The 23,833-nt window shown below is 65.8% G+C and carries 23 protein-coding genes and 1 pseudogene; 11 read left to right on the top strand and 13 right to left on the bottom strand.

The window, feature by feature from the left end; all coding sequences use genetic code 11:
- The first annotated feature begins 22 nt into the window (after window positions 1–22).
- The 5 genes from CCZ28_RS11050 to CCZ28_RS11030 all read left to right on the top strand — a co-directional run bounded on the left by CCZ28_RS11050 (window position 23) and on the right by CCZ28_RS11030 (window position 6,401).
- A complete protein-coding gene (locus tag CCZ28_RS11050) occupies window positions 23–631 on the top strand; it encodes a YqiA/YcfP family alpha/beta fold hydrolase (RefSeq protein ID WP_140218001.1) in 609 nt (202 codons plus the stop codon).
- Between the two features lie 7 nt (window positions 632–638).
- Complete coding sequence (parE, locus tag CCZ28_RS11045) at window positions 639–2,537, top strand: DNA topoisomerase IV subunit B (protein ID WP_140217999.1); 1,899 nt, start codon at window positions 639–641, stop codon at window positions 2,535–2,537.
- 120 nt (window positions 2,538–2,657) lie between these two features.
- Complete coding sequence (gene parC / locus CCZ28_RS11040; protein WP_140217997.1) at window positions 2,658–4,910, top strand: DNA topoisomerase IV subunit A; 2,253 nt, start codon at window positions 2,658–2,660, stop codon at window positions 4,908–4,910.
- Between the two features lie 85 nt (window positions 4,911–4,995).
- Entirely contained in the window at window positions 4,996–5,703 is a 708-nt protein-coding gene (locus CCZ28_RS11035) for a PqiC family protein (RefSeq protein ID WP_140217995.1), read from the top strand.
- 107 nt (window positions 5,704–5,810) lie between these two features.
- On the top strand, window positions 5,811–6,401 hold the full coding sequence (locus CCZ28_RS11030; protein ID WP_140217994.1) for an LON peptidase substrate-binding domain-containing protein: 591 nt from the start codon (window positions 5,811–5,813) through the stop codon (window positions 6,399–6,401).
- Between the two features lie 330 nt (window positions 6,402–6,731).
- Here the strand turns inward: CCZ28_RS11030 and CCZ28_RS11025 are convergent, their stop codons facing one another.
- Both CCZ28_RS11025 and CCZ28_RS11020 read right to left on the bottom strand, forming a co-directional pair.
- Window positions 6,732–6,932, bottom strand: coding sequence for a hypothetical protein (locus CCZ28_RS11025; RefSeq protein WP_140217992.1), 201 nt, complete (start codon window positions 6,930–6,932; stop codon window positions 6,732–6,734).
- 398 nt (window positions 6,933–7,330) lie between these two features.
- Complete coding sequence (locus tag CCZ28_RS11020) at window positions 7,331–7,870, bottom strand: type 1 glutamine amidotransferase domain-containing protein (protein ID WP_140217990.1); 540 nt, start codon at window positions 7,868–7,870, stop codon at window positions 7,331–7,333.
- A gap of 219 nt (window positions 7,871–8,089) precedes the next feature.
- Here CCZ28_RS11020 and CCZ28_RS11015 point away from each other — a divergent pair, with 219 nt between their 5' ends.
- The 3 genes from CCZ28_RS11015 to CCZ28_RS11005 are packed head-to-tail and all read left to right on the top strand — an operon-like array spanning window position 8,090 to window position 10,124.
- On the top strand, window positions 8,090–8,914 hold the full coding sequence (locus tag CCZ28_RS11015) for an HDOD domain-containing protein (protein ID WP_140221327.1): 825 nt from the start codon (window positions 8,090–8,092) through the stop codon (window positions 8,912–8,914).
- A 26-nt stretch (window positions 8,915–8,940) separates the two neighbouring features.
- Complete coding sequence (mutM, locus tag CCZ28_RS11010; protein ID WP_140217988.1) at window positions 8,941–9,753, top strand: bifunctional DNA-formamidopyrimidine glycosylase/DNA-(apurinic or apyrimidinic site) lyase; 813 nt, start codon at window positions 8,941–8,943, stop codon at window positions 9,751–9,753.
- Window positions 9,750–10,124 (top strand): c-type cytochrome, encoded by a 375-nt coding sequence (locus CCZ28_RS11005; protein ID WP_140217986.1) that lies wholly within the window; start codon window positions 9,750–9,752, stop codon window positions 10,122–10,124. Before mutM ends, CCZ28_RS11005 begins: the two co-directional genes overlap by 4 nt.
- Here the strand turns inward: CCZ28_RS11005 and CCZ28_RS11000 are convergent, their stop codons facing one another.
- The 4 genes from CCZ28_RS11000 to CCZ28_RS10985 are packed head-to-tail and all read right to left on the bottom strand — an operon-like array spanning window position 10,125 to window position 14,855.
- Entirely contained in the window at window positions 10,125–11,651 is a 1,527-nt protein-coding gene (locus CCZ28_RS11000; RefSeq protein ID WP_140217984.1) for a DHA2 family efflux MFS transporter permease subunit, read from the bottom strand.
- A 47-nt stretch (window positions 11,652–11,698) separates the two neighbouring features.
- Window positions 11,699–12,910, bottom strand: coding sequence for an HlyD family efflux transporter periplasmic adaptor subunit (locus CCZ28_RS10995; protein ID WP_140217982.1), 1,212 nt, complete (start codon window positions 12,908–12,910; stop codon window positions 11,699–11,701).
- A 16-nt stretch (window positions 12,911–12,926) separates the two neighbouring features.
- Complete coding sequence (locus tag CCZ28_RS10990) at window positions 12,927–14,381, bottom strand: efflux transporter outer membrane subunit (RefSeq protein WP_140217980.1); 1,455 nt, start codon at window positions 14,379–14,381, stop codon at window positions 12,927–12,929.
- A 3-nt stretch (window positions 14,382–14,384) separates the two neighbouring features.
- Window positions 14,385–14,855 carry a MarR family transcriptional regulator gene (locus CCZ28_RS10985; protein WP_140217978.1) on the bottom strand — a complete coding sequence of 157 codons (471 nt, stop codon included), beginning with the start codon at window positions 14,853–14,855 and terminating at the stop codon, window positions 14,385–14,387.
- A gap of 180 nt (window positions 14,856–15,035) precedes the next feature.
- Here CCZ28_RS10985 and CCZ28_RS10980 point away from each other — a divergent pair, with 180 nt between their 5' ends.
- A complete protein-coding gene (locus CCZ28_RS10980; RefSeq protein WP_140217976.1) occupies window positions 15,036–15,974 on the top strand; it encodes an alpha/beta hydrolase in 939 nt (312 codons plus the stop codon).
- A 6-nt stretch (window positions 15,975–15,980) separates the two neighbouring features.
- Here CCZ28_RS10980 and CCZ28_RS10975 read toward each other — a convergent pair whose 3' ends face one another.
- The gene (locus CCZ28_RS10975; protein ID WP_140217974.1) at window positions 15,981–16,718 is read right to left on the bottom strand and encodes a DUF2059 domain-containing protein; all 738 of its coding nucleotides are present in this window, start codon (window positions 16,716–16,718) and stop codon (window positions 15,981–15,983) included.
- Window positions 16,719–16,897: 179 nt separating this feature from the next.
- Between CCZ28_RS10975 and CCZ28_RS10970 the strand changes: the two genes are divergently transcribed.
- Together CCZ28_RS10970 and CCZ28_RS10965 are read left to right on the top strand one after the other, a co-directional pair.
- Entirely contained in the window at window positions 16,898–17,530 is a 633-nt protein-coding gene (locus CCZ28_RS10970; RefSeq protein ID WP_140217972.1) for a 2OG-Fe(II) oxygenase, read from the top strand.
- Window positions 17,531–17,554: 24 nt separating this feature from the next.
- The gene (locus tag CCZ28_RS10965) at window positions 17,555–18,049 is read left to right on the top strand and encodes a DUF523 domain-containing protein (RefSeq protein WP_140217970.1); all 495 of its coding nucleotides are present in this window, start codon (window positions 17,555–17,557) and stop codon (window positions 18,047–18,049) included.
- On the opposite strand, the gene CCZ28_RS10960 is transcribed toward CCZ28_RS10965, so the two are convergent.
- The 6 genes and pseudogenes from CCZ28_RS10960 to CCZ28_RS10940 all read right to left on the bottom strand — a co-directional run bounded on the left by CCZ28_RS10960 (window position 18,046) and on the right by CCZ28_RS10940 (window position 23,760).
- The gene (locus tag CCZ28_RS10960; protein WP_058763689.1) at window positions 18,046–18,246 is read right to left on the bottom strand and encodes a hypothetical protein; all 201 of its coding nucleotides are present in this window, start codon (window positions 18,244–18,246) and stop codon (window positions 18,046–18,048) included. The two genes, CCZ28_RS10965 and CCZ28_RS10960, sit on opposite strands and share 4 nt — an antisense overlap.
- 123 nt (window positions 18,247–18,369) lie before the next feature.
- Window positions 18,370–19,728: a nucleobase:cation symporter-2 family protein gene (locus CCZ28_RS10955; protein WP_140217967.1), complete on the bottom strand. Its 1,359-nt coding sequence runs from the start codon at window positions 19,726–19,728 to the stop codon at window positions 18,370–18,372.
- 114 nt (window positions 19,729–19,842) lie between these two features.
- Entirely contained in the window at window positions 19,843–20,556 is a 714-nt protein-coding gene (locus CCZ28_RS25095) for a methyl-accepting chemotaxis protein (protein WP_437179217.1), read from the bottom strand.
- A 144-nt stretch (window positions 20,557–20,700) separates the two neighbouring features.
- Window positions 20,701–20,931 (bottom strand): annotated as a pseudogene (locus tag CCZ28_RS25090) (HAMP domain-containing protein); the annotation flags it as partial.
- Between the two features lie 979 nt (window positions 20,932–21,910).
- Window positions 21,911–22,678: an ATP-binding cassette domain-containing protein gene (locus CCZ28_RS10945; protein WP_058766380.1), complete on the bottom strand. Its 768-nt coding sequence runs from the start codon at window positions 22,676–22,678 to the stop codon at window positions 21,911–21,913.
- Complete coding sequence (locus tag CCZ28_RS10940; RefSeq protein ID WP_140217965.1) at window positions 22,678–23,760, bottom strand: ABC transporter permease; 1,083 nt, start codon at window positions 23,758–23,760, stop codon at window positions 22,678–22,680. The genes CCZ28_RS10945 and CCZ28_RS10940 overlap by 1 nt, the downstream gene beginning before the upstream one ends.
- Window positions 23,761–23,833 lie beyond the last annotated feature (73 nt).

Here is a 23,833-nt window from a genome sequence, read left to right as displayed (position 1 = left end):
TTTATCCAGTAGGAGCGGCCCGATGCCGTCGATCCTCTACATCCATGGCTTCAACAGTTCTCCCGCTTCCTTCAAGGCGCGCCAGCTCACCGCCTGCATGAGCCACCTCGGCCTGGCAGACTGGCTGCGCGCGCCGGCGCTGCCCAACGATGCCGGCGCCGCCTGCGCGCTGCTGGAGCGCGAGCTGGCCGCGCTGGACGCGCCCTTGCTGGTCGGCAGCTCCCTGGGCGGCTACTATGCCACCGTCCTCGCCGAGCGCCACGGGCTCAAGGCCGTGCTGATCAACCCGGCGGTGCGCCCCTGGCGCTTCATGGAGCATTACCTGGGCCCCCAGCGCAACCACTACAGCGGCGAGACCTGGACCCTGACCGAGGCCCACGTCGAGGCCTTGCGGGCACTGGAAGTCGCGGCACCGGCGGACCCCGAGCGCATCCACGTCTGGCTGCAGACCGGCGACGAGACCCTCGATTACCGGGATGCCGAACGCTACTACGGTGCCTGTACCCTGCGCATCGAGCAGGGCGGCGACCATGGCTTCCAGGGCTTCCATCGCCAGCTGCCGTTGCTGCTGGAGCTGGCCGGCTTCGACCCGGCGCTCTGGCGCGAGCTGGATTTCAACACCTTCGAATAGAGACCCCATGGCCACGCAAAACGCCTACAACGCCGACGCCATCGAAGTCCTCTCCGGACTCGACCCGGTGCGCAAGCGCCCCGGCATGTACACCGACACCTCGCGGCCCAACCACCTGGCCCAGGAAGTCATCGACAACAGCGTGGACGAGGCCCTGGCCGGCCATGCCCGCGCGGTGCAGGTGATCCTGCACGCCGACAACTCCCTCGAAGTGATCGACGATGGCCGCGGCATGCCGGTGGACATTCACCCGGAAGAGGGCGTCTCCGGCGTCGAGCTGATCCTCACCAAGCTGCACGCCGGCGGCAAGTTCTCCAACAAGAATTACCAGTTCTCCGGCGGCCTGCACGGCGTGGGCATCTCGGTGGTGAATGCCCTGTCGACCCGGGTCGAGGTGCGCGTCAAGCGCGACGGCAACGAATACGCCATGGCCTTCGCCGACGGCTTCAAGGCCAGCGAACTGGCGGTGGTCGGCAGCGTCGGCAAGCGCAATACCGGCACCAGCGTGCATTTCTGGCCGGACCCCAAGTACTTCGATTCGCCCAAGTTTTCCGTCAGTCGCCTGAAGCACGTGCTCAAGGCCAAGGCGGTGCTCTGCCCGGGCCTCGCCGTGAGCTTCCACGACGAAGCCAGCGGCGAGCGTATCGAATGGCATTACGAAGACGGCCTGAGATCCTACCTGGTGGACACCGTGGGCGACGCCCTGCGGCTGCCCGAAGCGCCCTTCCACGGCAGCCTGGCGTCTGCCCGGGAAGCGGTGGACTGGGCGCTGTTCTGGCTGCCCGAGGGCGGCGAGTCGGTGCAGGAAAGCTACGTCAACCTGATTCCCACCGCCCAGGGCGGCACCCATGTGAACGGCCTGCGCCAGGGCCTGCTGGATGCCATCCGCGAATTCTGCGAATTCCGCAACCTCTTGCCGCGCGGCCTCAAGCTGGCCCCGGAAGACGTCTGGGAGCGCATCGCCTTCGTCCTCTCGATGAAGATGCAGGAGCCGCAATTCTCCGGCCAGACCAAGGAGCGGCTGTCCTCCCGCGAGGCGGCCGCCTTCGTCGCCGGGGTGGTCAAGGACGCCTTCAGCCTCTGGCTCAATGCCCATCCGGAGCTGGGTCAGCAGATCGCCGAGCTGGCCATCAACAATGCCGGCCGCCGCCTCAAGGCGGGCAAGAAGGTCGAGCGCAAGAAGATCACCCAGGGCCCGGCACTGCCCGGCAAGCTGGCCGATTGCGCCGGCCAGGACCCGATGAGATCCGAGCTGTTCCTGGTGGAGGGTGACTCCGCCGGCGGCAGCGCCAAGCAGGCGCGTAGCAAGGAATTCCAGGCCATCATGCCGCTACGCGGCAAGATCCTGAATACCTGGGAAGTGGACGGCAGCGAGGTGCTGGGCAGCCAGGAGGTGCACGACATCGCCGTGGCCATCGGCATCGATCCGGGCAGCGCCGACCTGAGCGGCCTGAGATACGGCAAGATCTGCATCCTCGCCGACGCCGACTCCGACGGCCTGCACATCGCAACCCTGCTGTGCGCCCTGTTCGTGCAGCACTTCCGTCCGCTGGTGGATGCCGGCCACGTCTATGTAGCCATGCCGCCGCTGTACCGCATCGACCTCGGCAAGGAAGTCCACTACGCCCTCGACGAAGCCGAGCGCGATGGCATCCTCGATCGCCTGGCGGCGGAGAAGAAGCGCGGCAAGCCCCAGGTCACCCGCTTCAAGGGCCTCGGCGAGATGAATCCGCTGCAGCTGCGCGAGACCACCATGGACCCCAACACCCGGCGCCTGGTGCAGCTGACCCTGGAGGACGTGCCCGGCACCCTCGAGATGATGGACATGCTGCTGGCCAAGAAGAGATCCGGCGACCGCAAGAGCTGGCTGGAATCCAAGGGCGACCGCGCGGAAGTGCTGATCTGAAATCCCGACCTGGCCGTATTTATCGCGGCCATGGGCCGCTCCTACGGTCTCTGTAGGAGCGGCCCATGGCCGCGATAAGGCAAGGCACCCCGATTACCGACGTAACACCAAAGGATTCCCATGAGTGCACCCCTCGACCTGAGCCTGGACGGCGTCGAACGCCGCTCGCTGGCCGACTTCACCGAGCAGGCGTACCTGAACTACTCCATGTACGTGATCATGGACCGCGCCCTGCCGCATATCGGCGACGGCCTCAAGCCGGTCCAGCGGCGTATCGTCTACGCCATGAGCGAACTGGGCCTGGACGCCGACGCCAAGCACAAGAAGTCCGCGCGGACCGTCGGTGACGTCCTCGGTAAATACCACCCCCACGGCGACTCGGCCTGCTACGAAGCCATGGTGCTCATGGCCCAGCCGTTCTCCTACCGCTATCCGCTGGTGGATGGTCAGGGCAACTGGGGCGCCCCGGACGATCCCAAGTCCTTCGCCGCCATGCGTTATACCGAGGCGCGGCTGTCGCGCTATTCCGAGGTGCTGCTCAGCGAACTGGGGCAGGGCACCGTGGACTGGGTACCCAACTTCGACGGTACCCTGAACGAGCCGGCGGTACTGCCGGCACGGCTGCCCAACCTGCTGCTCAACGGCACCACCGGCATCGCCGTGGGCATGGCCACCGACATCCCGCCGCACAACCTGCGCGAGGTGGCGGCCGCCTGCGTGCGCCTGCTGGACGATCCCATCGCCGGCATTCCCGAGCTGCTCGAACACGTGCCCGGACCGGACTTCCCCACCGAGGCCGAGATCGTCACGCCGCGCGCCGACCTGCGCAAGATCTACGAGACCGGCCGCGGTTCGGTGCGCATGCGCGCCGTCTATCGCCGCGAGGACGGCGACGTGGTCATCACCGCGCTGCCGCACCAGGTTTCTGGCTCCAAGGTATTGGAGCAGATCGCTGCCCAGATGCAGGCCAAGAAGCTGCCCCTGGTGGCCGACCTGCGCGACGAGTCGGACCACGAGAACCCGACCCGCATCGTCATCGTGCCGCGCTCCAACCGCATCGATGCCGACGAGCTGATGCAGCACCTGTTCGCCACCACCGATCTCGAATCCAGCTACCGGGTCAACCTCAACGTCATCGGCCTGGACGGCAAGCCCCAGGTCAAGGACCTCCGGCAGATCCTCCAGGAGTGGCTGATCTATCGCATCGGCACGGTGCGCCGCCGCCTGCAATTCCGCCTGGATAAGGTCGAGCGCCGCCTGCACCTGCTGGATGGCCTGCTGATCGCCTTCCTCAACCTGGACGAGGTGATCCACATCATCCGTACCGAGGAGCATCCCAAGCAGGCGCTGATGGCCCGCTTCGAACTCTCCGAGGAACAGGCCGACTACATCCTGGAAACCCGCCTGCGCCAGCTGGCGCGGCTGGAAGAGATGAAGATCCGCGGCGAACAGGCCGAGCTGCTCAAGGAGCAGAAGCGCCTGCAGACCCTGCTGGGCAGCGACAAGAAGCTGCGCAACCTGGTCCGCGACGAGCTGATCAAGGACGCCGAGACCTATGGCGACGACCGTCGCTCGCCCATCGTCGAGCGTGCCGAAGCCAAGGCCCTGTCGGAAACCGAACTGATGCCCACCGAACCGGTGACCGTGGTGCTCTCCGAGAAGGGCTGGGTCCGCCAGGCCAAGGGTCACGACGTCGATGCGACCGGACTGTCCTACAAGGCCGGCGACGGCTTCAAGGCGGCGGCCCTGGGCCGTTCCAACCAGTTCGCCGTGTTCATCGACTCCACCGGGCGCAGCTATTCGGTGGCGGCCCACTCGCTGCCATCGGCGCGGGGGCAGGGCGAGCCGCTCACCGGCCGCCTGACGCCGCCGCCGGGCGCCAGCTTCGAATGCCTGCTCCTGCCGGACGACAACGGCCTCTATGTGCTGGCCTCGGACGCCGGTTACGGCTTCGTGGTCAAGGGCGAGGATCTGCAGGCCAAGAACAAGGCCGGTAAGGCGCTGATCAGCCTGCCCAACGGCGCCAAGGTGCTGCCGCCCAAGCCGGTAGCCTCCCTGGAGGACAGTTCCATCGCGGTGGTCACCAACGAGGGTCGCCTGCTGGTGTTCGCCATCGGCGAGCTGCCGCAGCTGGCCAAGGGCAAGGGCAACAAGCTGATCTCCATCCCCGGCGAGCGGGTCGCCAAGCGCGAGGAATACGTGGTCGACCTGGCCGTGGTCCCGGCGGGCGCCTCCTTGACCCTGCAGGCCGGCAAGCGGCCCTATACCCTCAAGGGCAGTGACCTGGAGCACTACCGCGCCGAGCGCGGCCGGCGAGGCAACAAGCTGCCGCGTGGCTTCCAGCGGGTGGACTCGCTGCAGGTGGAAACTTGAGCCGCCTGCGGCCAGCCGCTAGCATAGGCCCGATTTTTTCGACCAGGACTCGCCGGGCCTCGGTGCCCGTCGAGAGAGAGCCTCGATGAAACGGATGTGTCTCGCCAGGCTGGCGCTCGTGGCTGGGCTGGCCGGCCTGGGTGGTTGTGCCAGCCTCGGCCCCACCCACTACTATCAGCTCGATGGCGGCAATGCCAAGGCACCGGCCAGTGCGGATCGCGGTCTCGCGGTCTGGCTCGAAAGCCTGCAGCTGGCCGACTATCTGCAGCGCGACGTGCTGCTGGAGCGGCAGCCGGACGGTAGCCTGGCCACTACCGGCGATCACTGGGCGGGTCCGCTCAATGCCAACATCCGCCAGCTGCTGCAACGCCAGCTCGCCAGCCGCCTGAACAGCGGCCGGGTGGTGGTCGGTGAGCAGCCGGAGGGCTTCGCGCCGCAGTATCGCCTCGAACTCAACGTGACCCGCCTGGATGCCGGTGACCGCACACCCGCTACCCTGGATGCCAGCTGGCAGCTGCGCGATGCCCAGGGCAAGCTACTGGATAATCAGGTCATCCACGTGCAGGCTCGCCATGCCGGTGATCGCGCTGCCCAAGTCAGGGCGCAGAGTGAGTTGCTGCAACAGTTGGCCGGGCGTCTCGCCACGGATCTGACCAAGGTGGCCCAGCGCAGTCGGCGTTCCAGCGACGTGGCCCGCAAGGAGCCCAAGCAACCCGTGGAAGAGGCCCAGGCCCGGCCGACCCTGCCGGCCGTGGTCCCCATCCGCACCGGTGCCGAGGTCTACCGCTTCTGACCTGACAGCCCCCGCGCGTCGCCGCGCGGGGAATGTTCGTGGCGTCCGGTGATCCCATCGCAGGACCCTTAGAGCCTGTTAAAAGGCTATCAGGCCTCGGAGGTTTCATGACGCTACCCCTGTTTCCGTTGAACACCACCCTGTTTCCCGGCTGCCGCCTAGATCTGCAGCTGTTCGAAGCCCGTTACCTCGACATGCTCGGTCGCTGCCTCAAGCAGGGCAGCAGCTTTGGCGTGGTCACCATCCTCGAAGGCCGGGAGACCGGCGCGGCGCCCAATCGGCTGGGTGCCTATGGCTGTGAGGCGCTGATTCGCGACTGGCAGCAGCAGAGCAATGGCCTGCTGGGTATCCGCATCGAAGGTGGACGTCGTTTTCGTCTGCTGAGCCAGGAAGAGCAGCCCGATCATCTGGTGGTGGGCGAGGTGGAGTGGCTGGCCGAGGCCGCGCCCCAGCCCTTGCGCGATACGGACGCCGATCTGGTGGCCTTGCTCATCGCCCTGGCGCAACATCCCATGGTCGCCAGCCTGGGCATGGGTGGAGAAGTCGCCGATAGGCAAGCGCTGGGCTATCAGTTGGCCTATCTACTGCCGTTCGAGGTCGGGCTCAAGCTGGACTGGTTGGAGTTGAGCGACCAAGGCCAGCGCCTGGCCGATATCGAACGTCATCTGGTCGATCTGCAAGGCGATTTTCAGGCCTGAGCCAAACGCCAGGCAAAAGAAAGCCCGCCGGGCAGGGCGGGCTAAAAGTGCTTTGGGGGCATTCGTTAAGACCCTGGCACTTTGCCACAAGTTCAGTCTTGTGAGATCAAAGTGCCAGTCTTTTTGACGCTTCGGACAAGTTGCGGTCCAGTTGCTGTCTGGCCGAGCGAAGGACACAGGCCGAGCCTTCTCGCAGTAGGGGATCCGCGCACCGCAGATTCGAAAAGGTGGGCAATCGAACAGGGGGTTTGCCCGCAAGAAGAGCGAGAGGGATGCCGCGGCTTTAGCGGTGGCACGCGGAATCTGTTTTAGGTCGCGAGGCGAGGTCCGTCAGCGACCGAGTGCTCGCTTGCGCTCGAGCAAGGCTTCCAGCGTTTCCAGATCCTCTTGCTGCTTGGCAAGGCGGTAGAGCTGATGCTTCACCCAACGGCGATTCGACTCGACGTTGCGTCGACGTCGCTCGACCTCGCGCTCCAGTTCGAGCAAGGGTTTCTGCTCCATCATCTCTAGATCGGGGCTTCGGTAGGGCATTGCATGCATCCTTGCATGGTGGTGATATAAGTCCGAATAGCGTACCCCAACGAGCTTCATTGGCTATCGCGATATCTAGCATCCAAACGAAGCGCTTCGCAAAACCGCGGTAACAATCTAGCGGACAGCCACTACCTCTTCCAAAAAGTGTCATCAGCACGTTGCACTTGCTGAGTTCGATGCATCCAAGGAATCATCGAGTCGCAGCGACCGAGGCGATACTTGAGTGAATCAGGCAAATCGTTACCGGCTACTCAAGGTGAGCGTGACTGCCGCCGGTCTCAACGGTTGTCTGTAGCCGAGCAGCCTATCTGTCACTCGGCAACCAGGTGACTGGCTGCCTGGCCAGGGCACTGCAGTGTGGCAGTGCCCTGGTTTCCGAGGTTGCCGAGCGGTATCTAGCTCGCCAGCAGCTTGATGAACTCGCGATTGAAGGCCGGGATGTCGTCCGGCTTGCGGCTGCTCACCCATTGGCCATCGACGATGACTTCCTGATCCTTCCAGGTAGCGCCGGCATTCTTGAGATCGTCGGTCAGCGATGGCCAACTGGTCAGGGTCTTGCCCTGCACCAGGCCGGCGGAGATCAGCAGCCAGGCGCCATGGCAGATGACGGCGACCGGCTTGCCCGCGTCGGCTATCTGCTTGGTCAGTTGCTGGGCCTTGGCATCGGTACGGATGGTATCGGCGTTGACCACGCCCCCGGGCAACAGCACGGCATCGTAGTCACCGGCGTTGGCGGCATCGAAGGTCAGGTCCACCGGGAAGCTGTCGGCCGGATCGGTGTGGTTCCAGCCCTGCACCTGACCGGCTTCGGCGGAAATGATGTGGGTCTGGGCACCCGCCTGTTCCAGGGCCTGCTTGGGGCCGGTGAGTTCGGCCTGTTCGAAGCCATCGGTGACCAGGATGGCGATTTTCTTGCCGTTCAGGGATGTAGCCATGGTGCAGGTACCTCGTTTGGAATTCGGATGGGCTAGCCTTTTGCCAGCGCTCATAGATCCGGCTCATGTGAGCTATACGAAGTTCCTTCATTGCGCCCGATGGCATCCCCAAGCGGCGAAGAGTAAATTTGCGACATCCATCGCAGAGTAGCTTTCATGTCCCCAACCTCCCCCTCGCTGACCGAGGTGCAGATCCGTCAGGCTCTGCAAGGCATCAGCATTCCCCCGCAACCGCAGATCATGGTGGATCTGCAGCTCGAACAGATCATGCCGAACCCTGATCTCAAGGTCATCGCGCGACTGATCGGTCAGGATCCGGGGCTGTCCGGGGCGCTGCTCAAGTTGGTCAATTCGCCGTACTTCGGCCTGAGCAACCGGGTCACCTCCATCCAGCGGGCAGTCAATCTGCTGGGTAGCCAGTCAGTGATCAATCTGATCAACGCCCAGTCGATCAAGGGTGAACTCAGCGACGAGACCATCGTCACCCTCAACCGCTTCTGGGACACCGCCCAGGACGTGGCCGAGACCTGCCTGAGTCTGGCCAAGAAGACCGGCTACCCGACTCCCGACGAGGCCTATGCTCTGGGGCTGTTCCACAATTGTGGCATCCCGCTGATGCTCAAGCGCTTCCCCAACTACATGTCGGTGCTGGAAGAAGCCTATGCCAGCGTGAGCGAGCAGGTGCGGGTGGTGGACGTGGAGAATCGGTTGTTCAACACCAACCACTCCGTGGTGGGCTATTTCATCTCCCGCTCCTGGCGCCTGCCGGAAGCTGTCGGCCAGGCCATCGCCAATCATCACAATGTCCAGTCTGTGTTCGACGAAGGGGCTACCACCGATGTCCAGATCAAGAATCTGTTGGCTCTGCTGAAGATGGCCGAGCACATCTGCGGCTGCTATCGCGCCCTCGGTGGCCAGGACGAGGACCACGAGTGGACGGCCATCGCCTCCCGGGTGCTGGATCATGTCGGGCTGTCCGAGTACGACTTCGAGTCGCTCAAGGAGACCATCCTTGAAATGGGCAGCGGTCGGATCAATTACTAGTGCATCCGTAGCTCTCCTGGATCTCCATGCCCGAACTACCTGAAGTCGAAACCACCCGCCGGGGCATCGAGCCCCATGTCGTCGGTCAGCGTGTATGTCGGGTCATCGTCCGTGACGCCCGCCTGCGCTGGCCGGTGCCCGAGGACCTGGACGTCCGTCTCTCCGGCCAGCGCATCGAGGCCGTGGAGCGGCGCGCCAAGTACCTGCTGATCCGTGCCGAGAGCGGCACCCTGATCGGCCACCTGGGCATGTCCGGCAGTCTGCGGCTGGTGCCGGCGGATCAGCCGCCGGCCAAGCATGAGCATGTCGACATCGAGCTGGAGTCCGGGCTGTCGCTGCGCTACACCGATCCCCGGCGTTTCGGCGCCTTGCTCTGGACCCAGGACCCCCATGCCCATGTGCTGCTCAGCAAGCTGGGCCCCGAGCCCCTGACCGACGCCTTCGACGGCGGCCGACTGTTCGAGCTGTCGCGTGGACGCAGCATGGCGGTCAAGCCCTTCATCATGGACAACGCCGTGGTGGTGGGGGTGGGCAACATCTACGCCGCCGAGGCATTGTTCGCGGCCGGTATCGATCCCCGCCGCGCCGCCGGCAGCATCTCGCGGGCACGCTACGACCGCCTGGCCGAGGAGATCAAGAAAGTGCTGGCGCGCTCCATCGAGAGCGGCGGTACCACCCTGCGCGACTTCATCGGGGGCGATGGCGCACCCGGCTATTTCAAGCAGGAGTTGTTCGTCTACGGCCGCAAGGGCGAATTCTGCAAGGTGTGTGGTACCGGGCTGCAAGAGATCCGCCTGGGCCAACGCGCGAGCGTCTACTGCCGCAAATGCCAGCGATGAAGACGTTGGCCGGGCTGGGCCTGTTGACGCTGCTAAGTGGAGAGCTGGCCTGGGCCGATGCCGACAACGGCCGTAATCTCTTCCTGCGCCGCTGCCACAACTGCCATTCCGTAGGGCCCAATGCCCAGTCCGGCTTCGGCCCGCAGCTCAACGATCTCTTCGGTCGCCAGGCGGGCAGCCTGCCGGGCTACAGCTATTCCGAAGCCATGCGTAGCGCTGGCTTCGCCTGGGATCGCAAGGCCTTGGAGGCCTTCCTGCGTGATCCCGAGCAGCAGGTGCCGGGTACCAAGATGAGATTCTGGGGCATCGGCGATGCCGAGGATTTGCGCGACATCGCCGATTACTTGCAGACCCAGAACACCACGCCCTGATCAGTGATCGCCGCCGCCAGCCCCCGGCTTGGCGGCGAAGGGCGGCTTGGCCAGCCAGATGATCAGGAACAGGCCCATGAAGGTCCAGCCGAGCAGGGTGAAGTAGTCTATCGTCGACAGCATATAGGCCTGGCTCTCCACGACCTTGTCGATCTGGGCATAGGCGTGTTGCGACGGGCCGCCGAGCGCGTCCAGGTAATGTTGGGTAGCCGGGCTGTAGGCGGTCACGTCCTCGGTCAATTGGGCGTGGTGGTGGATGGCGCGGCGCTGCCAGATCCAGGTGGTCAGCGACGAGGCGAAGCTGCCACCCAGGACCCGCAGGAAGGTCGCCAGGCCGCCGCCATCGGCCAGCTCCGAGGGTTTGAGGCTGGACAGCAGAATGCTGGTGGTGGGCATGAAGAACAGCGCCACGCCCAGGCCCATGAAGGTCTGCACCTCGGCGATGTGGCGATAGTCCACCTCGTTGTTGAAGGTCGCCCGCATGAAGCAGGAGGCGCCGATCACCAGGAAAGAACCGCCAGCCAGCAGGCGCAGGTCGGTCTTGTGCGCGAACTTGCCCACCAGCGGTGACAGGATCACCGGTAGGATGCCGATGGGCGCCGCGGCCAGGCCAGCCCATACCGGGGTGTAGCCGAGCTGGGTCTGCAGCCATTGGGGCAGCAGCAGGTTGATACCGAAGAAGCCCGAATAGCCCAGCACCAGCGCCAGGGTGCCGAAGCTGAAATTGCGATAGCGGAACAGCCGTAGATTGATGATGGGATGCTTGTCGGTCAGCTCCCAGATCACCAGGGCGGTCAGGGATATGGCGGAAATGGCCGCGCCCAGGCAGATCAGGTTGGATTCGAACCAGTCCAGGTCGTTGCCCTTGTCCAGCACCACCTGCAGCACGCCGACGCCGATCACCAGCAGGATCAACCCCACGTAGTCGATGGGTTGGGCGACCAGTTTCTCCGGCTTCTTGCCCAGTTGGCTCCAGACCACCAGGGTGGCGAAGATACCGATGGGCACATTGATGAAGAAGATCCACGGCCAGCTGTAGTTGTCGGTGATCCAGCCACCGGCGATGGGGCCGATGATGGGCGCCACTACCGTCACCATGGCCAGCAGCGCCAGGGCCATGCCGCGTTTGGCCGCCGGGAAGATCGCCAGCAACAGCGTTTGGGCCATGGGGTAGAGCGGGCCGGCGACGAAGCCCTGCATGGCGCGGAATACCACCAGTTCGGGCATGGAGGTGGCGATACCGCAGAGGAAGGAGGTGATGACGAACAGCACCACGGCGGCCATGAACAGCTTGACCTCGCCGAAGCGGCGCGCCATCCAGCCGGTCAGGGGCAGGGCGATGGCGTTGCTCACGGCGAAGGCGGTGATGACCCAGGTGCCCTGTTCCTGACTGACCCCGAGGTTGCCGGAAATGGTGGTCAGGGCGACGTTGGCGATGGTGGTGTCGAGCACCTGCATGAAGGTGGCCAGGGACAGACCCACCGTGGCGAGCACCAGGCTCGCCGGGCGAAAGGCATTATCGCTCATGACGGATTACCAGAAGGGGTGGGGGCCTCTGCGCGGGCCCCGCGACCTCAGCGTTTGGTGACACCGGAGGCGCGCGCCGCCGGACCGTTGTTGTGGATGATCTGCTGGATCAACTGCTCGGCGTCGGCCAACTGATGGTCGTAGACGTCCGTGCTGTAGCGCGGCTGCTTCGGCGTGGCGGCGGGCAGGCGGGCGCCGTCCTGGTCGTGCAGGTCGACATCGACCACCGTCGACAGGCCGATCCGCAGCGGGTGCTTGTCCAGGTTGTCGTGCTCCAGGCGAATCCGTACCGGCAGGCGCTGGACGATCTTGATCCAGTTGCCGGTGGCGTTCTGCGCCGGCAGCAGCGAGAAGGCGCTACCGGTACCCACGCCCAGGCTTTCCACGGTGCCGCGGTAGCGGACGTCGTCGCCATAGAAGTCGGAATGGATTTCCACCGGCTGGCCGATGCGCATCTCGGCGAGCTGGGTCTCCTTGAAGTTGGCATCGATCCAGATCTGGTCCAGGGGCACCACCGCCATCAGCGCGGCGCCAGGCTGCACCATGCTGCCGACTTGTACCGAGCGCTTGGCGATGTAGCCGCTCACCGGCGCCAGTAGCTTGGTGCGGACATGGTTCAGGTAGGCCTGGCGCAGCTGGGCGGCGGCGGCCTTGACGTCCGGGTGGGAGGCGATCTGGGTGTCGTCCACCAGGGCTTTGTTGGTATCCAGTTGCTGCTGGGCGGAGGTCAGGGAGCTCTCGGCGGCGGCCAGGGTGTCACGGGCGTGGGCCAGTTCTTCCTGGGAGATGGCGCCACCCTGGGCCAGTTTCCGCCGGCGGGCGTAGTCGGCACGGGCGCGCTCGACCTCGACCTTGCGCGCGGCGACCTGGGCCTTGTAGCCGTCCACATTGCTGTAGAGACCGCGCACCTTGCGCACGGTCTGGGCCAAGTTGGCCTCGGCGCTCTGCTCGGCGATGCTGGTGTCGTTGGGATCGAGCTCCACCAGAACGTCGCCCTCGCGCACGAAGTCGCCATCATCGACGGCGATGCGGGTCACGATGCCGGCCACCTGGGGGGTGAGCTGCACCAGGTTGCCATTGACGTAGGCATCGTCGGTGCTGGCATGGAAGCGGCCATAGAACAGGTGGTAGCAGTAGACGCCCGCACCGGCCAGGATCACCAGGAGCAGCAGGAGCAGCAGGAAGAATTTGCGTTTGCCGGAGCCCTTGTTCGGCTGCTCCTGGGCGTTGTCGTGAGCGGTTGCGGCGGAATCGGCCATGATCGCGATCTCGATATCAGTGTGAGGTGGCGGCGGCGGGTGCCGGCGGCAATGTGGACGGTTGGAAGCCGCCACCCAGGGCCTGCATCAACAGCACGCCGCTGTCGATGCGGTCGGCCTGGAGGCTGGCGAGCTGGCGGTCGGCTTGCAGCAGCTGTTGCTCGACGGTCAGGGCGTCGAGGTAGTTGCCGATGCCGGCGCCATAGCGCTGCATGGCGATGTCGAAGGAGCTCTTGGCGATGTCCCGTGCCCGCTGCTGATCGACGAGCTGCTGTTCCAGCGAGCGCTGGCGGGTGATGGCGTCGGCGATGTCGCCCAGGGCCTGGACCAGGGTCTGGTTGTACTGGGCCACGGCCAGGTCGTAGTCGGCGTCCCGGCTGGCCAGGTCCGCCCGCCGGCGACCGCCATCGAAGATCGGCAGCGACAGCGCCGGCCCCACGTTGAAGAAGCGCGCCGGACCACCGAACAGGGCATCGCCGAGGATGGCCTTGCTGCCGGCGGCTACCGTCAGGTTCAGGTTGGGATAGAAGTTGGTCTTGCTCGCGGCGATGTCCTTGCGCGCGGCTTCCACCCGCCAACGAGCGGCGATCAGGTCCGGGCGCCGGCCGACCAGTTCGGCGGGCAGTTGCGCCGGCAGGTTTACCGCAGCGGGGGCGATGAGCTTGGGCCGCGGGATCTCGGCGCCACGGTCGGGGCCCTTGCCCAGCAACACGGCGAGACGGATCTGGGCGCTGCGCACCTGCTGCTCGGCGGCGGTATGGGCCGAGGCGGAGCTGGCTTCCAGGCTCTGGGTCTGCTGCAGCTGATAGTCGCTGTCGAGGCCGGCGCTGACCCGGCGCTGGGCCAGGTCGAGCATGCCGCGGGTACGTTCCAGATCCTGTTGGGCCACGTCCAGGTTGGTGTAGGCGAGGCCGAGCTGGTTGTAGGCGCGGGTCACATCGGCAGCCAGGGTCAGGCGCGCGGCCTGGCGATCCACCTCGCCGGCACGGGCTCGGCCCAGGGCGGCTTCCCAGGCGGCACGCTGGCCGCCCCAGAGATCGAAGCTGTAGCTGCCGCTCACATCGAGCTGGCGCAGGGTGCTGTAGCGATCGCCCTGGCCCAGGGGGTCGTCCGGGCGTGCTAGGCGCGAGCGGGTGACACCGCCGCTGGCATCGATCTGCGGTTCGCGATTGGCATCGGCGGCGAGCACCGCGGCGTCGGCCTGACGGCTGCGTGCATCGGCTTCCTGCAGCGACGGGCTGTCGCGCAGGGCCTCGCGGATCAGGCCGTCGAGTTGCGGATCGCCCAGGCGCGTCCACCAGTCGGCGCTCGGCCATTGGGCGGGCGAGAGGCGATCACTGGCGAAGGTGGCCTCACCCTTGAGGGTCGCCGGGTCCACGGCGTGCCCCTGGGGGTTCAGACCCTCGGACGACACGCAGCCTGCCAGCAGCAGGGCGGCGCAGAGGGCGGTCAACGGCAGGCGAAAGGTCATGGGTCAGAGATCTCCAGAGTTCTCCGGCAACAGGCCGGAGGGGCCGAGCACTCGGCGAAGCAGGCGTTCCAGTTCATCCAGTTCCTGGCGATCCAGGCACTGGGTGAGGTCGTTGAGGGCATCCACGCCGATCTGCATCAGTTCGCTGCTCAGTGCCTTGCCCTGTTCGGTCAATTCCAGCCGCACCTGGCGGCGATCACTGAGACTGCGCACGCGGCGCAGCAGATCCTTGGCTTCGAGGCGGTCGAGCATGCGGGTCATGGCGCCACTGTCGAGGGACAGGCAGCGACTGAGTTCGGCCGGGGTGCCGGTCAGGTCGCGGGCGAGCAGCAGCAGCACCTTGAACTGGGCGGCGGTGATGTCATAGGGCACCAGATGGCTATCCAGCAGGCGGTCCTTGTATTGGTTCGCCAGGTGGATGAGGTGGCCGACGGAATAGCGCAGCGGAAAATTGCTACGGTCAAAATGTGACATTGCAGTATCTGCCCAGGCAATCAAGCGTATTGATAATACTGCCTAGGCAGTGAAATATTCAGTCTTCTCTGCGCAGCGCTACATTGCGCGATTTGAAACAATTGGAAATGACTGCCGGAGGACTTGTCCGCAGTCGGTGCGGACGTTGATCATGGACGCCCTTTGCTTGTCAGAGCGCCCATGACTGCTTCCTTCGATCTAGACCGGCTTCGCCAGGCATTGGTGCCTTTGCGCTTCGACCTGCCGCCCGATGCCGACCACCAGGGCTATCGCGCCTTCTATCGCCTGGCCGACAGCCTGGCACGGCCCGAGGTGACCGTCGCCCTGGGCCGCCTGCCCGCCGGTGATTACCAACTCGCCGTGCAGGGCTGGTGGCCACGTGAGCCGCGCGGCAGCCTGCTGATGCTGCACGGCTACTACGATCACATGGGGCTCTATGGTCATGTCGTGGACTGGGCACTGTCGCGGCAACTGGCGGTACTGGCCTGCGACCTGCCTGGGCACGGGTTGTCGAGCGGGGCCCGCGCCAGCATCCATGACTTCGCTGAATACCAGACCACCCTCACGGCGCTGATCGCCGAGGCGCGGCGCCTGGAGCTACCGCGCCCCTGGCATCTCCTCGGCCAGAGTACCGGCGGGGCCATCCTGCTGGACTATCTGCTGCGGGGAAATCCCGCCGATGAGTTGGGCCAGACGGTACTGCTGGCGCCGCTGGTACGGCCTCATGCCTGGCGCCAGGGCCTATGGACCTATCGCCTGGTCAAGCCCTTCGTGCGGGCGCTGCCGCGGCGCTTCTCGGTGAATTCCGGCGATCCGGCTTTTCTTGAATTCCTGCAACAGGACGGGTTGCAGCCGCGGGAGTTGCCCGCTCAGTGGGTGGGAGCGCTGGCGCGCTGGATCCCGCAGCTGGAGGGCGCAGCGCCCAGCACCCGCACGCCCCTGGTGATCCAGGGCGAGCAGGATTTCACCGTCGACTGGCGGCACAACCTCGGTGTGCTGGAAGCCAAGTTCGCCCGGCCGGAGGTGCTGCGCCTGCCCGAGGCACGTCACCACCTGGTCAACGAGACCGCAGCCCTGCGCCAGCGCTATTTCCGTTGGCTGGATGAGCGCCTGGCCTGAGAGCTTTTATTGGCCGCCGCTACCCAGCCCAGCCCGCAGCGCGGCCACGGCGGCGCGGTAGTAGGCCGTGCCATTGGGCGAGCTGGCGAAGTCGGCGAACTGGCTGAGTTCGTTGTCGCTCAGGGTGCGGTAGACATAGAGCAGGGTGTTTTCCAGGTCACCGGCGTTCATCTGCTGGATGAATCTCTGGCGCTGCTGTTCGATCATGCCGCCGGATTGCTGCTGGCCCATCAGGCCCGGCAGCATCGAACTCAGGCTGTCGGCGGCCAGCCCCGCCAGGGCCACGCTCACCTCGGCGCCCGCTTCGCGCACCGGCAGGGCCGCAGCCAGGCGCTTGGCCTGGGCACGGCGCGCCGCACTGGCCTGCATCTGCGGCACGCCGTTGGCGTTCTTGGCCAACTGGTCGCTCCGGGTGGCGGCGATTTCCGCGGCGACCACCTTCTGGCCTACCGGCGACTGGAAGAATTGCAGCGCCGGACCCTCGGCGGGCAGGTTCTGGCGCAGGGCGGCGAGGGCGCGCTGGTCGATGGCGCCGGCGGTGTAGCGTTTGTTGCTGTTGTCCACCAGGCTCTGATACAGCGCCGGCGGCAGGCTGTTCTGGTAGCGCTGTTGGGCGGCCTGCAGGGCATCGCGGAAATGCCCGCGCTGTTCGGGCCAACCGGCGGCCTGATAGAGACTGACCGCATCATCGGCCAGGGTCGGCAGGGCGACGGCGAAAAGCAGGGAAGCGAACAGAACGCGCATGGACACCTCGGGCAGCGGCGCAGAGCCGGAAAGTCCGTCATTGTCGGTAACCGCGGCCTAGCTGTCGAGGCGCTGGTCCGGGGCATTCGTCGCCTGGTCCAGACAGCCGCGCAGGAGCGGCCCACTTCTCTTACACTCGGCATCCCGCCGGTCCTGTCCGGTTCCTCACGGTTTTCGCGATGGCTCTGCACCCCGAGCATCCCCTGCTGCAACGTATCGTCGACGATCTCGCCGAGCATGGCTGGTCGCGGCAGAGCATCTTCCTGCCGCTGGATCTCACCGCCGAACTGGCCGCCGAATGCCGGCTGCGCCATGCTCGCGGCGAACTCGAACGCGCCGGCATCGGCCGTGGCGACAGCCCGCAGATCCGCGAGGGGGTGCGCGGCGATCACATCGCCTGGCTGGAGCCGGATGACGCCCATCCGGGCGTGCAACGCTATCTGCACCTCATGGATACCCTGCGTGAGGCCTTCAATCGCAGCCTGTTCCTCGGGCTGGAGGACTACGAAAGCCACTTCGCCCTCTATCCGCCCGGCGCCTTCTATGCCCGGCATCTCGATCGTTTCCGCGACGACGACCGGCGCATGGTCTCCCTGGTGCTCTATCTCAACGACGCCTGGCTGCCGGAGCACGGCGGAGAGTTGCGCCTCCACCTGGACGAGCAGCGCCATCAGGACGTCCTGCCCCAGGGCGGTAGCCTGGTCTGCTTCCTGTCCGGCCAACTGCCCCACGAGGTGCTGCCCGCCACCCGCGAGCGACTGTCGCTGACCGGCTGGTTCCGGCGCCGTGGCGAGAATCCGCTGCAGGGTTAAAGTAGTGGGACTACCGGAGGCACCATGGAAAAGATACTGGTGAGTCGCTGCCTGCTGGGGCATAGGGTGCGCTACGACGGCGGCGCCCATGGTCCCTTCGATCTGCTGGGTAGCTGGCAGGCGGAAGGCCGCATCGTGCCCCTCTGCCCGGAAGTGGCGGGTGGCTTGCCCACGCCGCGCCCGCCGGCCGAGATCGCTGGTGGCCAGGGTGGCGCCGTGCTGGATGGCCAGCTGCCGGTACTGACCGACAGTGGCGCGGACGTGACCGCCGCCTTCGTCGCTGGCGCCGAGGCCGCACTGGAGTTGGTGGCGCGCCATGGCATCCGCCTGGCGGTGCTCAAGGCGCGTAGTCCGTCGTGCGGCAATAGCGAAAACTACGACGGCAGCTTCAGTGACACCCGGGTCGCGGGCGAGGGCGTCACGGCGGCGGCACTGAAGCGCGTAGGTGTCACCGTCTTCAACGAGACTGAACTGGCTGCGGCGCAGCGCCTGCTGGCAGAGCTGGAAGGGGCTGGCTAGAGAGTGTCCGGCAGGCGCCCCAGCAACAGCTGGAAATGCGCCTTCTGCACGAAGCAGCCCTTGGGAAAGCGCCAGCCGACCAGCTCGCCGGGCCGCTTCTCAAGGTTCTGCGCGAAGACCGTGGCCCCCATGGCACGGGCCAGGGCCGCATACTCGCGCAGCGGGACCTTAACGACAGGAACATCCGGGCTGATCATGGGCGCTCTGCTGGGTGGATGGCGCAGGGTCGAAGCGACGACCGTGCGCGGATCCACAGTTTACTTGCCGGGCTATCGGCATCCCTTAGGGGAACTTCAACTCGTCGGATGAAAAAGGTCAGTCTAGTTAGGGGCCTTCGGCGTTTCCGGCAGGAACCAGTTCAGCAGCAGAGCGCACAGGCCACCGGTGGCGACACCCGATTCCAGCACCGCCCGCAGGCCAGCGGGGAGGTGCGCGAGGAATTCCGGCACCTGGGAGATGCCCAGGCCCAGGGCCAGGGATACGGCGATGATCAGCAGCGCGCGTCTATCCAGGTCGACGCCAGCGAGGATGTTGATCCCCGAGGCGGCGACCGCGCCGAACATCACCATGGCCGCACCGCCCAGCACCGGCTCGGGCACCGCCTGGATGACCCCGGCCACCGCCGGAAAGAGTCCCAGCAGCACCAGGATGGCGGCGATCCACAGACCGACGTGGCGACTGGCGATGCCGGTCAGCTGGATCACCCCGTTGTTCTGTGCGAACACCGAGCTGGGAAAGGTGTTGAACAACCCGGCCAGGAGCGAATTGGCACCATTGACCAGCACCCCACCCTTGATCCGCTGCATCCACAGCGGCCCTTCCACCGGCTCGCGGGAGACCTTGCTGGTGGCGGTGATGTCGCCGATGGCCTCCAGCGAGGTCACCAGATAGATCACCAGCAGCGGTACGAACAGCGACCAGGAAAAGCCCAGGCCGAAGTGCAGCGGCAGGGGCAGCTGTATCCAGGCGGCCTGGTGCATGCCGGTGAAATCCAGCCGACCCAGCCAGGCGGCCAGGGCGTAGCCGAGCAGCAGGGCGACGACGATGGCGCTGCTGCGCAAGCCGCGTAGCGGAAGTCGGTTGAGTACCACGATGGTCGCCAGCACCGTGCCCGACAGCAGCAGGTTCTCGCCGTTGGCGAAGGTGCCGTTGCCCAGCGCGGCGAAGCCGCCGCCCATGCTGATCAGGCCGACCTTGATCAGCGTCAGGCCGATCATCAGCACCACGATGCCGGTCACCAGCGGGGTGATGAGTCTTTTGACGAAGGGCAGGATCCGCGAGACGCCCATCTCGACGAAGGAGCCGGCCATGACCACGCCGAAGATGGCCGCCATCACCGCTTCCACCGGGGTGCCGTTCTTCACCATCAGGGCGCCGCCGGCGATCAGCGGGCCGACGAAGTTGAAACTGGTCCCCTGGACGATCAGCAGCCCGGCACCGAAGGGCCCGAAGCGGCGGCACTGGACGAAGGTGGCGATGCCGGAGATCACCAGCGACATGGAGACGATCATATTGGTGTCGCGCGGCGCGACGCCCAGCGCCTGGCAGATCAGCAAGCCGGGCGTGACGATGGGGACGATGATCGCCAACAGGTGCTGGATGGCGGCCAGCAGGGCGATCAGCGGTCGTGGGCGGTCGGCGGGACCATAGAGCAATTCGGAGCGGGGAGTCTGAGACATGGGCGGGTCGTCACGGCAAAGCGCCGATCTTACCGGATGCCCGCCCGTAGCCGCAGGTCGAGTGGATACCCGCCAGCCTTCCAGCGGGCGGGTATCTGCATCGACGCCAATCCCTTACAGGATGAAGCGCGCCACGTCGCGGCTGAGATCGGCGGCATGATGCTGCAGGGAGCGCGATTGCCGTTCCGAATCCTCGGCGCCGCTGGCCAGGGTATCGCCCAGTCCCTTGATGGTGATCACGTTGCGGGTGATTTCCTCGGTGACCGAGGTCTGTTCCTCGGCCGCCGTGGCGATCTGCAGCGACATCTCGGAAATCACGCCAGCGCTCTGGGCGATCTCTTCGAGGGCGCTGGAGGCGCGCTCCACGTCGGCGACGCTGCGTTCGGCGATGGCCATGCTGCTGTCCATGCGCTGCACCGCCTGGCGGGTCATCTGCTGGAGCGTGCCGATGGTCTCGTTGATTTCGCGCGTCGACGCCTGGGTTCGCTGCGACAGCGTCCGTACTTCGTCGGCCACCACCGCGAAGCCCCGGCCATGCTCGCCGGCCCGGGCCGCCTCGATGGCCGCGTTCAGGGCCAGCAGGTTGGTCTGCTCGGCGATGCTCTGGATGCTGTCCAGCACCTTGGCGATGGATTGCGAGTGATGGTCCAGCTCGCCGATCACCCGGGTGGCGTCATCCACTTCCTGGGCCAGGCTGTTGATGGACAGTTTGCTGGTTTGCACCAGGTTCAGACCCTGGGTGGTGCTGTTAGACGACTGCCGGATGGCCGCGGCCGTTTGCTCGGCGTTGCGGGCGATTTCCTGGGTCGCGGAGGACATTTCCGTCACCGCCGTGGCCACCAGGGTGATTTCCTGTTGCAAGCGCCCCAGCTCCTGGGTGGCCGCAGCGCTACGCTGCAGGACGTTTTGCGACTCCGCATCGACATCCTCGGCATGCTGGCGCACGCCGCCGATCAGGCCGTGCAGGCTGGCGACGAACTGGTTGAAGTGCCCCGCCAGGCCGCCGACTTCGTCGTTGCTCTGTACGGCGATCCGCCGGGTCAGATCCCCTTGGCCGTTGGCGATCACCTGCAGGCCCGCCGAGACCACGCCGAGCGGCCGGAGCAGATAGCTGCACAGCAGATTGATGAGCAGCAGCGATACCCCGAGTACCACGGCCAGGATGACGATGCTGATCCACAGCTGCCGTTGCAGCGGCGCCATGAGCACCCCCTCGTCGACGATCATGATCAGGGTTTCGCCGTTGTGGTTCATGGGCGCTGCGTACAGGCGCTGGCCAGCCGCGGTCTCGACGTAGCTCTCGCCCGGCGCCTGGGCCAGATGCTTGAGCGTATCCGCCGTCAGCAAGGGGTAGAGTTCGGTGATGGGCTTGGCCAGCAGGGCGGCATCCTCATGTCCCAGCACGATGCTCTGGCCGTTGATCAGCACGGCGCTGCCGGCACCCGGCAATTGCACGCGCTTGAGCTGCTCGAGGATGTCGCGGATGCTCACGTCCGCACCGAGCACCGCCACGGGCTTGCCGCCCGCCTGCAGCGCCCAGCCCAGCGATAGCACGTTCTGCTTGGTCGCCGCCGCGACGGTGGGGATGGAGAAGAACACCTGGCCGGGATTCTGTAATGCCTGCTGGTACCACAGCCATTTGCGGGGATCGTTGTTGTCCGGCGGCAACTGGACACCGTTGGCATTCACCTGGCTGCCATCGCCGCGGGCATAGAAGACATTGTCGAAGCTCCCGGACAGCCTGACCTGGTTGAGACTGGCCGGAAGGTTCGCCTCCGGGGTCTCGGCCGCCAGGGCGCGGAGCGCGGCGGCCTTGCCATCCAGCCATTGCTGGACGCCACCGTTGAAGACGAAGCTGACCGTCTTCAGTTGCTCGACCGTGGAGGCTTCGAGGGCGGCGCGGGTATTGAAGAAATTGATGGTCGTCAGGCCGACACCGACGACCAGGACGGCCGCAGTGGCCGACAACGACAGCTTCTGTTTCAACGACAAGGCAGTGGGCATGACTGAGTGACCCCGATAAGAATTACTAGTAATCCTTTATCGGTGTCCGTACAGGATAACTTGAGCTTTTGGTCAGGCTTTATGCGAAAAAAATAAGACCACATTGGCCCAAGCGAGACGGCCTAGCCGGGGCCTTCCAGCGCGGATGCCGGCTGGAAGGTCCCGGCTTGACCTCCTCTCAGGCGGCCACGGTCTGGGCGCCGGTCATCAGCGCCACGGCATCGGCCATGGAGTGCTCCCGTGGGTCGATCACCGTCAGCCGCCGTCCCAGCCGATGGATGTGGATGCGATCGGCGATCTCGAACACATGGGGCATGTTGTGCGAGATCAGCACGATGGCGATGCCCCGGGCGCGCACATCGAGAATCAGCTCCAGCACCTTGCGCGACTCCTTCACCCCCAGGGCCGCGGTGGGTTCGTCGAGGATGATCACCTTGGAGCCGAAGGCTGCGGCACGGGCCACCGCCACGCCTTGGCGCTGGCCACCGGAGAGGGTCTCCACCGCCTGGTTGATGTTCTGGATGGTCATCAGCCCGAGTTCGGAGAGCTTTTCCCGGGCGATGCGCTCCATGGCCTTGCGATCCAGGGTGCGGCAGAGGGTACCGAGCAGACCCGGCTTGCGTAGCTCGCGGCCGAGGAAGAGGTTGTCGGCGATGGACAGTGCTGGCGACAGCGCCAGATTCTGGTAGACCGTCTCGATGCCGGCGCGCCGCGCGGCGATGGGCGAGGCGAACTGGATCGGCTGGCCTTCGAAGCGGATCTCGCCCTCGTCCGGGCGCAGGGCGCCGGAGATGGCCTTGATCAGCGAGGATTTGCCGGCGCCGTTGTCGCCGATCACGGCGAGGATCTCGCCGGGCAGCAGGTCGAAGTCGGCATGGTCGAGGGCGGTGACGCGGCCGTAGCGTTTCACCAGGCCGCGCGCCATCAGTAGGGGTTCGGTAGTCATCAGCTGGCCGCCTTTCTGATCCATTGGTCGATAGCCACGGCCGCGATGATGAGCGTGCCGATCAGCAGATAGGTCCATTGCACGTCGGTGCCCAGCAGGCGCAGGCCGAGGGCGAAGACGCCGACGATCAGGGCCCCGAACAGCATGCCGAGGATGGAGCCGCGGCCGCCGAACAGGGAGATGCCACCGATCACCACCGCGGTGATGGACTCGATGTTGGCGAACTGGCCGGCCGTAGGGGAGACCGAGCCGATGCGGCCGATCAGCACCCAGCCGGCGAAGGCGCAGATCAGTCCAGACAAGCCATACACCGTGATCAGCATGCGCCTGACGTTGACCCCGGCCAGGGCCGCCGCGTCGGGATCGTCGCCCACCGCATAGAGATGGCGACCCCAGGCGGTATGGTTGAGCACGTACCAGAGCAGCGCGACCAGCACCGCCAGGGCGATCACCCCATAGGTGAAGACGGCGCCGCCCAGGCGGAAGTTCTCGCCGAACAGCTGCAGCAAGGGCGCCGTGGTACCGATCTCCTGGGCGCGGATGGTCTGGTTTTGCGAATAGAGGAAGTTGGCGGCCAGGACGATCTGCCACATGCCCAGGGTGACGATGAAGGGCGGCAGCTTGATACGGGCGATCAACCAGCCATTGACCATCCCGCAGAGGGTGCCCACCGCCAGGCCACAGAGGATCGACAACTCCACCGGCAAACCGTAGCGAAAGGTGAACTGGCCCATGACCACCGAGGACAGCACCATGATGGCACCCACCGAGAGGTCGATACCGGCGGTGACGATCACCAGCGTCTGAGCGGCGCCGACGATACCGGTGATGGCCACCTGCTGCAGGATCAGGGTCAGGGTGAAGGCGGAAAAGAACTTGCCGCCCAGCAGGGCGCCGAAGATGCCCAGCGACAGCAAGAGCACCAGCAGCGAGACCGCCGAGGGGCGCGAATGCAGGAAATGGCGGAACTTGAGCAGAGCGCTACGCTCGTCACGCGTGAAGGAGGCCACCTCCGTGGCGCTGTGCTTGAGCACCTGCTCGAACGGCTGGCCGGACGAGGAGGGCGAGATCGGATCGCTCATGGCAATCTCCTGATAGCGGGAAAGCGGCTGTGAGTGGATCGACCGCGCTGCCGCCGCTGGCGGGCGAGCGCAG

It is taken from the genome of Pseudomonas oryzihabitans (genome assembly GCF_006384975.1).
Classification (GTDB): Bacteria; Pseudomonadota; Gammaproteobacteria; order Pseudomonadales; family Pseudomonadaceae; genus Chryseomonas; species Chryseomonas psychrotolerans_B.
This window is presented reverse-complemented; position numbering and strand designations above follow the sequence as displayed.